The organism is Acinetobacter kyonggiensis (assembly GCF_900107285.1).
GTDB lineage: Bacteria > Pseudomonadota > Gammaproteobacteria > Pseudomonadales > Moraxellaceae > Acinetobacter > Acinetobacter kyonggiensis.
In genome coordinates this window covers 24938-37156 of the sequence record NZ_FNPK01000003.1, presented here as the reverse complement: position 1 = coordinate 37156, position 12219 = coordinate 24938, and the positions used below count along the sequence as shown (strand labels likewise).

General features: G+C 39.3%; 13 protein-coding genes. 6 read left to right on the top strand and 7 right to left on the bottom strand.

Annotated features, from left to right (window positions below):
• Nucleotides 1-432 precede the first annotated feature (432 nt).
• Nucleotides 433-858, bottom strand: a complete 426-nt coding sequence (locus BLV99_RS03270; protein ID WP_086185729.1) for an internalin — start codon at nt 856-858, stop codon at nt 433-435.
• 226 nt (nt 859-1084) lie between these two features.
• On the opposite strand from BLV99_RS03270, the gene BLV99_RS03265 reads away from it, so the two are divergent.
• The 6 genes from BLV99_RS03265 (at nt 1085) to rodA (ending at nt 7265) form a co-directional block, all read left to right on the top strand.
• Nucleotides 1085-2725, top strand: coding sequence for a CTP synthase (locus BLV99_RS03265; RefSeq protein WP_092687688.1), 1641 nt, complete (start codon nt 1085-1087; stop codon nt 2723-2725).
• A 32-nt stretch (nt 2726-2757) separates the two neighbouring features.
• A complete protein-coding gene (gene kdsA / locus BLV99_RS03260) occupies nt 2758-3615 on the top strand; it encodes a 3-deoxy-8-phosphooctulonate synthase (RefSeq protein ID WP_004651826.1) in 858 nt (285 codons plus the stop codon).
• Nucleotides 3616-3660: 45 nt separating this feature from the next.
• Nucleotides 3661-4950: a phosphopyruvate hydratase gene (gene eno / locus BLV99_RS03255; RefSeq protein WP_086185731.1), complete on the top strand. Its 1290-nt coding sequence runs from the start codon at nt 3661-3663 to the stop codon at nt 4948-4950.
• 17 nt (nt 4951-4967) lie between these two features.
• Nucleotides 4968-5363: a cell division protein FtsB gene (gene ftsB, locus BLV99_RS03250; protein WP_086163962.1), complete on the top strand. Its 396-nt coding sequence runs from the start codon at nt 4968-4970 to the stop codon at nt 5361-5363.
• The gene (gene ispD / locus BLV99_RS03245; protein ID WP_092687685.1) at nt 5353-6045 is read left to right on the top strand and encodes a 2-C-methyl-D-erythritol 4-phosphate cytidylyltransferase; all 693 of its coding nucleotides are present in this window, start codon (nt 5353-5355) and stop codon (nt 6043-6045) included. Before ftsB ends, ispD begins: the two co-directional genes overlap by 11 nt.
• A gap of 83 nt (nt 6046-6128) precedes the next feature.
• Nucleotides 6129-7265 (top strand): rod shape-determining protein RodA, encoded by a 1137-nt coding sequence (gene rodA, locus BLV99_RS03240; protein WP_086185733.1) that lies wholly within the window; start codon nt 6129-6131, stop codon nt 7263-7265.
• Between the two features lie 55 nt (nt 7266-7320).
• On the opposite strand, the gene BLV99_RS03235 is transcribed toward rodA, so the two are convergent.
• From BLV99_RS03235 to BLV99_RS03210, 6 genes are all read right to left on the bottom strand, one after another.
• Nucleotides 7321-7617 carry a cyd operon YbgE family protein gene (locus BLV99_RS03235; protein WP_086163959.1) on the bottom strand — a complete coding sequence of 99 codons (297 nt, stop codon included), beginning with the start codon at nt 7615-7617 and terminating at the stop codon, nt 7321-7323.
• A gap of 3 nt (nt 7618-7620) precedes the next feature.
• Nucleotides 7621-7722 carry a cytochrome bd-I oxidase subunit CydX gene (gene cydX, locus BLV99_RS03230; RefSeq protein ID WP_004651833.1) on the bottom strand — a complete coding sequence of 34 codons (102 nt, stop codon included), beginning with the start codon at nt 7720-7722 and terminating at the stop codon, nt 7621-7623.
• A gap of 32 nt (nt 7723-7754) precedes the next feature.
• Nucleotides 7755-8900 carry a cytochrome d ubiquinol oxidase subunit II gene (gene cydB, locus BLV99_RS03225; RefSeq protein ID WP_092687682.1) on the bottom strand — a complete coding sequence of 382 codons (1146 nt, stop codon included), beginning with the start codon at nt 8898-8900 and terminating at the stop codon, nt 7755-7757.
• Nucleotides 8897-10495: a cytochrome ubiquinol oxidase subunit I gene (locus BLV99_RS03220; protein WP_092687679.1), complete on the bottom strand. Its 1599-nt coding sequence runs from the start codon at nt 10493-10495 to the stop codon at nt 8897-8899. Before BLV99_RS03220 ends, cydB begins: the two co-directional genes overlap by 4 nt.
• Nucleotides 10495-10686 (bottom strand): cytochrome oxidase putative small subunit CydP, encoded by a 192-nt coding sequence (cydP, locus tag BLV99_RS03215; protein ID WP_004651836.1) that lies wholly within the window; start codon nt 10684-10686, stop codon nt 10495-10497. The genes BLV99_RS03220 and cydP overlap by 1 nt, the downstream gene beginning before the upstream one ends.
• A 443-nt stretch (nt 10687-11129) precedes the next feature.
• On the bottom strand, nt 11130-12212 hold the full coding sequence (locus BLV99_RS03210) for a porin (RefSeq protein WP_092687676.1): 1083 nt from the start codon (nt 12210-12212) through the stop codon (nt 11130-11132).
• Nucleotides 12213-12219 lie beyond the last annotated feature (7 nt).

Below are 12219 nucleotides of genomic sequence, written 5' to 3'. Positions count from 1 at the left end.
CAATAGAATAAAAGACTTGAAATGAATCAGTTTTAATTTATTTGGATATATGTAATCATATATTAATAAAATAGCATGTATGACTTTAATAGTAGATTTGGATTAGTATCGTGGAAATTGTGAAATTTATTAAAAGCTTTAATACCGTAAATACGTATTTATTGCTATCAATGTTTATTTTGGCTGTTATGGTGGTGTACTTTTATTTTATTAATCCTACTTAATGAATCAATATAATCGTTAATTTTTTGATCGTGATGTGGATTTACATTTTTATTTCATAAATTGGTCTGTGTTTTTGGCTGTATTTATTCGTGAATGAACTTAGATTTATTTGAAAAATTCAATCGTGATTCATTCTTATATAATATAGATCTACTCTTAAATAAAAACCCAGTGATTGCACTGGGTTTTTGCATTTCAAAAATGAACTTAGTTTTCAAGTGCAGGCGTGGCAGCAGCAATGGCAGCAGCAACAGCATCATCTTCCGACTGAGGTGTATTACTCGGTTTTTGTTGAGTGGCTTGAGTTGGTTTGTCTTCTGCTTTTGGTGCCTCAGCTTTTGCAGTAGGTTTGCTTTCAGTAGGTTTTGTTTCAACTACCTGAGGTTCACTTACTTCACGACGAATCTCTGTCGTTGTATTTGCTGTTTCGTGGCGTTCAACTTCTACATGCGTAGGAATTTCGATTTGGTTGCTTTCAACTGGAGTTAAAGGTTCTGCTTGTACCGGTTCAGTCACTTGCTCAGTTGTTGCAGCTTGTTCTGATTCATCTTCTTTCGGGGCTTCTTTTTTTACACACGCTGTTAATAATAAACCTGCTGCGATAGCACCACAAATTAAAAGTTTTTTATTCATAATTGCACAAAATAAAGCATTAATAGGATGTCAGCATTATAACAGCAAATACGAATATAAAAATCCTCTGCAACCCCTCTAATTTTTTATCGGAAATGCTGATAGAATAGCCAATTGTTTGTTGTTCTATGAATTGATGCGGATTGACTTTGCTTTATTGGTACAGAGTAAAGTAAAATTGCGCAACATTGTAGGCCGATTTAGGCTCGATTGTACGAGAAACCCAATGACCCATTTTATTTTCGTGACTGGTGGTGTAGTTTCATCACTAGGTAAAGGTATTTCAGCTGCTTCAGTTGCTGCACTTTTAGAAGCCCGTGGTTTAAAAGTAACCATGGTCAAAATGGATCCATACATTAATGTCGATCCAGGGACAATGAGCCCATTCCAGCATGGTGAAGTCTTTGTCACAGAGGATGGTGCTGAAACTGACCTAGATTTGGGTTATTACGAACGTTTCTTACGTCGTGCGAAAATGACCAAATTGAATAACTTTACTTCTGGCCGTGTATACCAAGATGTTTTAAATAAAGAACGTCGTGGTGATTATCTTGGCGGTACAGTTCAGGTTATTCCACATATTACGGATAATATTAAAGAACGTGTTCTTCGCGCAGGTGAAGGCTACGACGTTGCAATTGTAGAAATTGGCGGCACAGTAGGTGATATTGAATCTCTCCCATTTATGGAAGCTGTACGTCAATTAATGGTTGAGCTGGGTCATAAACGTACCATGCTCATGCATTTAACTTTGCTTCCATACATTAAATCTGCGGCTGAATTAAAAACCAAACCAACACAGCACTCTGTTAAAGAGCTATTGTCGATTGGTATTCAGCCAGATATCTTAATCTGTCGTACAGAATATGATGTTGATGCTGATACAACCCGTAAAATTGCGCTATTTACTAACGTAGAAGCACGTGCGGTTGTGGTGTGTAAGGATGCGCGTTCTATTTATCAAATCCCACGTACCTTCTATGAACAAAATGTTGATGATTTGATTTGTGAGCGTTTTGGTTATAACGACCTTCCTGAAGCTGATTTAACAGATTGGGATAATGTGGTAGATGCTTTACTTAATCCAGAATACACAGTACGTGTTGCAATGGTGGGTAAATATGTTGAACTTCCAGATGCCTATAAATCTGTAAATGAAGCACTTCTACATGCGGGTATTAAAAACCGCGTTAAAATTCAAATTGACTATGTCAATGCTGAAGAGTTAGAAAGCCAAGATGTAAGCGATGTATTGAAAGATGCGGATGCAATCCTTGTTCCAGGTGGTTTTGGTGAACGTGGTACTGAAGGCAAAATGAAAGCAATTCAATTTGCCCGTGAAAATGGTGTTCCATTCCTTGGAATCTGTTTGGGCATGCAGCTTGCTGTTATTGAGTATGCGCGTCATGTTGCTGGTATTACGGATGCAACGTCTACTGAATTTAATCGTTCAACGAAATCACCACTCATTGGTTTAATTACTGAATGGCTGGATGAGCGCGGTGAAGTTCAGCAGCGTAGTGTTGAATCTGACCTTGGTGGAACCATGCGTCTGGGTGCTCAAAAATCTGAATTGGTTGCAGGTACAAAGACTTGTGAAGTGTATGGTAGTGCGGAAATTATTGAACGTCACCGCCATCGTTACGAAATGAACAACCGTTTCATTCCAGCGCTTGAAGAAGCAGGGATGAAAATTTCAGGTTATTCACCAGTACAACACTTAGTAGAAACTGTTGAAATTCCTCAACATCCTTGGTTTATTGCTGTACAATTCCATCCGGAATTTACAAGTTCACCACGTGATGGACATCCGTTATTTGCTAGCTTTATTGACGCTGCTAAAAAACAGTATCAAAAAACCAAGTAACAATGGTCTGGGAATAAACTAGGAAAGTTTAAATGTCACAATTAAAACCACAAGAAATTGTACGTTTAGGCGATATACAAATGGCAAACCACTTGCCATTTGTACTATTCGGCGGCATGAACGTACTTGAATCTAAAGATCTTGCTTTTGAAATTGCTGAAACCTATGTGGATATCTGCACACGTTTAGATATTCCCTATGTTTTTAAAGCAAGCTTTGATAAAGCCAATCGCTCCAGCTTGAATTCTTTCCGTGGTCCAGGTTTGGAAAAAGGTCTTGAGTGGTTAGCAGACATTAAAAAACACTTCAATGTACCGATCATTACCGATGTACATGAGCCTTACCAAGCCGCACCTGTAGCTGAAGTTGCTGATATTATTCAGCTTCCTGCTTTTTTAAGTCGTCAGACTGACCTTGTTGAAGCGATGGCAAAAACAGATGCCATTATTAATATTAAAAAAGCACAGTTCCTCGCACCGCACGAGATGCGCCATATTCTAAATAAATGTTTAGAAGCTGGAAATGACAAGCTTATTCTCTGTGAACGTGGTTCAGCATTTGGCTATAACAATCTTGTTGTAGACATGCTTGGCTTCGACCACATGAAAGAAATGAATGTCCCTGTGTTTTTTGATGTGACCCATGCGCTGCAAACCCCTGGTGGTCGAGCGGATTCGGCAGGCGGTCGTCGTGCGCAAATCACGACACTTGCACGCGCAGGTATGGCGACAGGTTTGGCTGGTTTGTTCCTAGAGGCACATCCAGATCCAGAACATGCAAAATGTGACGGCCCATGCGCACTTCGTATGTCACAACTTGAGCCGTTCTTGGCGCAATTAAAAGAATTGGATACTTTGGTTAAAGGATTCAAAAAGTTAGATACTCATTGATGCTTTAAATAGCATCTAGTTATTCAATCAACTGAGGAATTGTTCATGAGTCAAATCGTTGACATTCGTGCACGTGAAATTTTGGACTCTCGTGGTAACCCAACCATCGAAGCAGACGTTATCTTAGCATCTGGCGTAGTTGGCCGTGCATGTGCACCATCTGGTGCTTCAACTGGTTCTCGTGAAGCTTTAGAACTTCGTGACGGCGACAAAGCACGTTACTTAGGTAAAGGTGTTCGCACTGCAGTAAACAACGTAAATACGTTGATTCGTGATCTTTTAATCGGTACTTCTGTATTTGAGCAAAAAGAAATCGACCAAAAGATGATTGATCTTGATGGTACTGAAAACAAAGAAAAATTGGGTGCAAATGCAACTTTAGCTGTTTCTTTAGCTGTTGCGCGTGCTGCGGCTGACGAAAAGAAAATTCCTTTGTTCCAATATATCGCAGACTTACGTGGTCAAACGATTTTGACTATGCCTGTACCAATGATGAACATCATCAATGGTGGTTCACATGCAGATAATAATGTTGATATTCAGGAGTTTATGATTGAGCCAGTAGGCTTTACTTCATTCTCTGAAGCATTACGTGCAGGTGCTGAAATCTTCCATTCTCTAAAATCAGTTTTAAACAAAAAAGGTTTAAACACTGCTGTAGGTGATGAAGGTGGTTTTGCACCGAACTTGCGTTCAAACGAAGAAGCAATCACTGTTATTCTTGAAGCTATTGGTCAAACAGGTTACAAAGCTGGTTCTGACATTATGCTTGCGCTTGACTGTGCATCTTCAGAATTCTACAAAAATGGTCAATACATCCTTGCAGGTGAAGGCAATAAAGCATTCACAAGCAACCAGTTCTCTGACTATTTAGCGGGTCTTGTAAACCAATATCCAATTATCTCAATTGAAGATGGTTTGGATGAGTCAGATTGGGAAGGTTGGTCTTATTTGACGTCTATCCTTGGCGACAAAATCCAGTTGGTGGGTGATGACTTGTTCGTTACAAACCCGAAAATCCTTCAGCGTGGTATTAATGAGAAAGTAGGTAACTCTATTTTAATCAAATACAACCAAATTGGTACGTTGACCGAAACTTTAGATGCAATTTATCTTGCGAAAGCAAATGGTTACTCTACAGTAATTTCACACCGTTCAGGCGAAACTGAAGATTCTACGATTGCAGATCTTGCTGTGGGTACTGCGGCTGGTCAAATCAAGACAGGTTCACTGTGCCGTTCTGATCGTGTTGCAAAATATAACCAATTACTTCGTATTGAAGAGTTGACTCATGCAGCGTATCGCGGTAAAGCTGAATTCAAAGGTTTGAACTAAGCGACTGAATGCTATTTATGTTAAGTATATTTAACTCCGCTGCGAGTAAAGTATTATTGGGCCTTGCGATCATTTTGATCGCAGGGTTTCAGTACTTATTCTGGTTTGGCGAAGGTGGTTATCATGATCATCAAAAATTAGCCCAAAAAATTCAACAACAAACAGAAATAAATACGGAATTAAAAGAACGTAATCGTGTTCTGGCTGCTGAAGTGTATGATTTAAAAAATGGCATTGAAGCGATTGAAGAGCATGCACGTTTAGATTTAGGTTTGGTTAAGCCAAATGAAACGTTTGTGCAAATGAGCATGATTGGAACGCAGTATAAGCCGATTTATATTGATCCAAATGCAAAAATAGATTTAAGAACCAATGAAGATGGCCAAGAAGAAGTGCCTGTAAATGCACCATAAAATTTGGGCGGTTATTCCTGCGGCAGGTTCTGGAAGTCGTTTTTCTAAAACTGAACTTAAACAGTATCAAATGATTCAAGGTCAGACTGTATTAGAACATACGGTGAGTCGTTTGAATCAATTGCCTATATTGGGTTATGTGTTGGCGATAAGTGAAGATGATTCAGTTGCTAAAACATTAAATTTTGTTCAGTTGGATAAAGCTCATTTTTGTGTGGGCGGTGCAGAGCGTGTTCATTCTGTGCTGAATGCATTGACTTATTTGAGTCGAATAGCTTCAGCTGATGATTTGGTTTTTGTACATGATGCTGCACGTCCATGCGTTACTCAAGAGTGTTTGAATCGTTTGGTGCATATGGCTATTCAAGAGGATTGTAGTGCAATTTTAGCCATTCCAGTCCGTGATACTTTAAAATTTGTGGCACAGCACGATAATATTGATAGGACTGTGAGTCGTGAGCATTTATGGCAAGCACAGACTCCGCAACTTTCAAAGTTAGGCATGTTGAAGTATGCCATTGAGAAAGCATTACAGGATGGTATTACGATTACGGATGAAGCCAGTGCTTTAGAGCATATAGGTGAAACGGTGAAAGTGGTGCAAGGTCGTTCAGATAATATTAAAATTACTTATGCCGATGATTTAGAACTGGCTAAATTAATTTTAGCTTCACAAAAATAAAATAAAAAATGGCGCCAGATGTATTATCTCTGGGGCTTTAAATTTATACTTTGCCATCTTATCTACACATTCAAATATTTCAAATGATACCATCACCTCAGTATCGTTTTTTACGTCACTCTTTACGTGATGGTAGAAGCATTAAAAATGATTCATCTAAATGGAAAAAATGGCATTTAGACCCTTGGTTATTATGCTTTTTAGTTCTGAATGCCGCGTTGGGTTTGATGGTTATTTACAGCGCATCAGCTCAAGATTCACAAATGGTGCTTCGTCAAGCCATTAGTTTTGGTGTTGGTTTTATCGCCCTGTTTATCTGCGCGCAAATTCCACCAAAAGTTTATCAAGCGGTTAGCCCTTATTTTTATATATTTGCCCTTTTTATGCTGGTGATGGTACTGGTCATTGGTGAAACTCGTATGGGGGCAAAAAGGTGGATTAGTCTACCGGGCATTGGCAGCATGCAACCCAGTGAATTTATGAAGTTTGCAATGCCTTTGATGATGGCATGGTATTTTTCGCGTCGTCCATTTCCACCTAAGTTCTTAGATATTATTATCGCTTTAGTGCTGATGATCATTCCTTTTGTACTTGTGGCTTTGCAGCCTGACTTGAATATTGGTCTGATCATTCCGGGCATCTTTGTTTTATTTTTAAGTGGTATGTCTTGGAAATTGATTGTAGGTGCGCTTTCAGCATTTGCGGTTGCAGCACCTGCACTTTGGATGTTCGTGTTGCAAGAGTATCAAAAAAAGCGTGTGTTGACTTTGTTTGACCCAGAATCTGATGCTTTGGGGGCAGGTTGGAATATTATTCAATCCAAAATTGCAATTGGCTCTGGCGGCTTAACAGGTAAAGGCTACCTTGAGGGAACGCAATCACACTTAGGTTACTTGCCTGAACATCATACCGATTTTATTATGTCGACTTATGCAGAAGAGTTCGGTTTTATTGGGGTGTTTCTGTTAATTAGTTTATTTGCTGCCATTATTATTCGTTGTTTAATGATCGGAATGAATAGCTTTCATAACTTTGGGCGTTTATTTGCGGGTGCGATTGGGCTGACTTTCTTCTTTTTTGTGTTCTTAAGTTCAGGAATGGTGAGTGGTATTCTTCCTGTGACAGGTGATCCATTACCATTGATGAGTTATGGTGGAACCGCTGTAATTTCCATGCTTGCCAGTATGGGAATTGTGATGTCGATTCATAGTCACCGTTAATGACGCAATAATTATGGTAAAAAAAAGCCCTTAATAAATTAAGGGCTTTTTGATTTTAAGCGAGGAGCCAAGTGTAGTAGCCCCAAAGCATGAGTGGCCATGCAATGAAAGGGCTAAATAACCATTTCCATAACCAAAACTTTGGAATAAAACCGACACCGTGAATAAAACCACCTGAAATACCAATCATAATAAACATCATGGCTCGATGGCTGTATTCACCATTGGCATCCAACATTGCAGCAGGATGGATGAGTAAAATAGCAGCAAGAGGCAATGCCAACAAAAATGAGAGGGCCATTGCAAATCTATTCGGCTTTTTTTCTGTTGTTGTCACTGCCACTTCCGTCATTTTCTATTCCTCATCTAAATCTTGATTGTGTTCAATGTAAAGAGCACTGAGTACACCTGCAAAACACGCCATCAAGATGCCAAGAATCCAAGCGAAATACCACATAACTATTCTCCTTATTTCTTGTAGACACAACCTTAATAAAGGCTGTGTGAGTTATCTTGAACGTGTTTATTGGTAATTACACCCCACATCTTATAGTAGCACCAAGTGGTGTAAACTATAATGAGTGGGACAAAAATACCCGCGACAACAGTCATCACAGTAAGTGTATTTTGACTTGAAACAGCATCCCACATGGTCAAACTTACGGTTGGATTAATGCTTGATGGCATGAGGAATGGGAATAGTGCAAAACCAGCCGTTAAGATGGAACCTGTTACGGCTAAAGTGGAGCCTGTAAAGCTAAGCCCCGCTTTATTTTTACCAGCAGCCAAGACAATCAGTAATCCACCCAAAACTGCAGCAATTGGAGCAAGCATAGTGATTGGATAGGTTGAATAGTTGTTCATCCAACCGTGGTTGCCATTGGTGAGTACTTCTTTTGCTAATGGGTTGGCTACACCATTGGTATCAAAAGGTTGTACTAATGTATAGCCTTCAATACCACCGAAGTATAACCATGCACCTGCGCCTAAGAAGCAAATTAAGTATACGATGCCCATAATTTGAGTTGCTTTTGCAGAGCGTTGACGCAAAACACCATCGGTACGAAGCATGAGCCATGCACCACCATGCGCACACAGCATCGATAAGCTGACTAAACCACAAACTAAAGCAAAGGGATTGAGTAGGGCGAAGAAGCTACCTGTGTAGGTTGAACGGACAGTTTCATCTAATGTAAAAGGTACGCCAAGGAACATGTTGCCAAATGCGACACCAAACACTAAAGCAGGAACTGCACCACCAATGGCTAAACCCCAATCCCAAGACGTACGCCATTGTGTATTTTGCAGTTTAGAGCGGTAATCAAAGCCTACAGGTCTTAAAAATAAAGCAAATAAGACCAGTAGTAGTGCCCAGTACATGCCCGAGAAAGCAGTGGCATAAACCATTGGCCAAGCAGCAAATAGTGCTCCACCAGCGGTCACGAACCAAACTTGGTTGCCTTCCCAGTGTGGTGCAATCGTGTTGATTGCAGCACGACGTTCATCATCTGTTTTTCCTACAAATGGCATGAGTGCCATTGAGCCCATATCAAAACCATCTGTAAGTGCAAAACCAATCAGTAAGACACCAACCAACACCCACCAGATGATTTTGAGAAGTTCATATTCGATCATGATTGAGGCTCCTCAACTTTAGCGTGATTTGCATTATCTTTTGCTGCTAATTTCTCGAAATGATATTTACCTGTATGTAACGAACTTGGACCTAAACGAGAGAATTTGATCATCAAGTACATCTCAATAATAAGAAGTACTGTATAGAATGCTGCAAGTGCAATGATTGAACCCCAAACATCGCCAGTACTTAATGAAGAAGTAGAGAGATGTGTAGGTAAAACTTCACCAATCGTCCAAGGTTGACGACCTACTTCAGCAACATACCAACCCGTTTGCGCTGCAACCCATGGTAAAGGTAAGGCAAATAGAGCGAATTTAAGTAACCACGGTTTGCTTTCTGCATTGCGTTTTGCTACAGCAAAAGTTGCAAGGGCAAATAACAACAACATTAAGAAACCAGAGGCCACCATGGCACGGAAAGCCCAGAATAAGCTTGGGACATGTGGAATGGTGTCTAAAGCGGCTGCTTTAATATTTGCTTCAGTCGCATCAACCACATTTGGTGTGTATTTCTTAAGAAGTAAGCCATAGCCTAAGTCTTTTTGAGATTGTTTAAATGCTGTTTTTAGCTCAGCGGATTGATCACCAGCACGAAGTTTTTCTAATTGTGCATAAGCAACCATACCATTACGGATACGTGCTTCATGCTGAATAACGAGGTCTTTGATGCCCGTTACTTCTTTTGTTGTTGAACGTGTTGCGATAATTCCCATGAGATAAGGGATTTTGACTGCATAGTCCGTAGTCATGGTTTCTTTATTTGGAATACCAAATAAAGTAAATGGTGCTGGTGCAGGATGGGTATCCCATTCTGCTTCAATTGATGCAAGTTTAGTTTTTTGCACATCACCAATTTCATAACCAGATTCATCACCCAGTAAAATCACCGATAGTGTAGATGCTAAACCAAAGATGGCTGCAATTGCGAACGAACGACGGGCAAAGGGGACATCACGTTTTTTCAATAAGTAGAAACTTGAAATCGCAAGTACAAAAATAGCACCCGTCACATAACCGGCTGAAACGGTATGTACAAACTTAACTTGAGCGACTGGGTTGAAAATCAAGGCACCAAAGTCAACTAACTCCATACGCATGGTTTGATAGTTAAATTCTGAACCGACTGGATTCTGCATCCAACCATTGGCGACTAAAATCCATAGTGCAGACAGATTGGAGCCAATAGCAACCAGCCAAGTGACCGCTAAATGTTGAGCTTTAGAAAGTCGATCCCATCCGAAGAAGAATAAACCAATAAAGGTGGACTCCAAGAAGAATGCCATCAGGCCTTCAATTGCAAGTGGAGCACCAAAAATATCACCCACATAATGTGAATAATATGCCCAGTTTGTACCAAACTGGAATTCCATGGTTAAGCCAGTGGTAACCCCTAAAGCGAAGTTAATACCGAAGAGTTTTCCCCAAAATTTAGTCATGTCTCTATAAATTTCTTTACCAGAAATCACATACGTGGTTTCCATAATGGCAAGAATAAAAGCCAGACCTAAAGTCAGTGGAACAAAAATAAAATGATACATCGCGGTCATCGCAAATTGGAACCGCGAAAGATCGACCACGCTTTCAGAAATCATCAACGTGTCTCCTTGATTTGGGAAGGGCTGCCAGCAATATGCTCGGCAACTTGATTGTCAAAATTTTTAGGAATGGTCGGAGCATCGAACCAGATATGTTTGATTGTTAGTAAGAGAACGATCTTAATTATTAATATGATCGTGATTTCTCGCACTAATTTTTGATTGAAATCTTTGGGGATTAAGCTCATCTACATAAGCCTATTTTGAAACATAATATCTATTATTAACAAAACAATAATAAAAATAAATAGCTGGAACACTTAAAATAAAAATATATTATTTAACTTAATTTAAACAACAACTTAAAAAACAGGTTAAACAAAAATTAAACTAATATTTCAGGATTTTAAAGTTGAGTAAAATGCTTTGTATTGGTTTTTTGTAAAACCAACGAAAATGCTTTAGTATTATTTTAAAGTTGACTAAAACAGTTGTGTATTATTAAAAACTGGCATTTAAGATAATGTTTATCAAATGAGATTGATTTTTATTTTAATTAGAATTTTGCATTTAAGCATAACAATAATGATGGAGATATTTTTAAAACAGTCGATTTTTTGCGGCATTTGGTGTGATTTTGTGAAATAAAAAAGACCACCTTTTAGGTGGTCTTTTGTTAATTCATTTGAACTTAGAATTTGATTTCCATACCTAAACCATAAACATTTTCGTCAGCATTTGGAATTGCAGCAGCAGCTCCAGCGCTTGTACGTTTGTTGTCCCACTCGCGTTGTACTGCACTCGCGAATAATTTTGTTTGGCTGTTTAATTTATAATCTGCACCAATACCCCATTGTTTTGCAGAGGTATCGCCCGTTACTGTAGCTGTAGTCCAGTCAGTGTCAGCTTCTTGATATTGAGCTTTAAAAGACCAAGGTGTATTTCCAAGCTTATACGTTGCTGAAATTAACCATGCATTTTCTTCTACATTACGATAGGTTTCAGTACCTAAATAATCAGAGACTTCAGCAGTTTGCCACATCGCACCTAAAAATAAGCCTGCCGCACCAATTTTACCTAGGTCGAAAGAAGCACCTACACGGATTGCGTCAGCAGGAGCATTTGAAATGCCAACAGCCGCGAAGTCACCTATAGATTTGAAGTTTCCTGAAATAACACCTTCTAAGCCGAGGTCTTTATTGGCATATGAAAGTGAAGTGGAGATACCATCGCCAATGCTGTCACGAGCACCGTCAGTATAAGTTACTGTACTGCTGGTAGATTCACCTTGTTGAGCTTGAAGAGCAAATACTAATCCACCCATCAGTTTAGGATCGGTTTCAATCCCAATGACATTTTCTACACGTTCTTCACCATACATCATTTCTTTGATGTCGGCATGTGCATAGTCATTAAATACGTCACGGTATCCATTAGCAGCATCTTTAAATGGTGTATCCATGATACCTGCTTTTAAGGTTCCTAGATTAGCCCACTTTAAACCAGCGAAAATATTACGTTTTTTAAATACGTCATCACCGCCATCTACATCAATTTCCCATTCAGCTTGGTAAACTGCTGAGAGTTTCTCAGTTAGTTTCTCTTCCCCTTTAACACCAAGGCGTGAAGCATTTGAATTGACTTCTACTTTGTCATCTTTTCCATCATCGTAGCTGTCGACACTTACATTCACTTTACCGTACAAAGTTGGTGCTGCTTGCGCTGCACTTAAGCTTAAAGTTGTAACTGCTGCAGCGAGAAGCAATTTTTTCATTGAGATT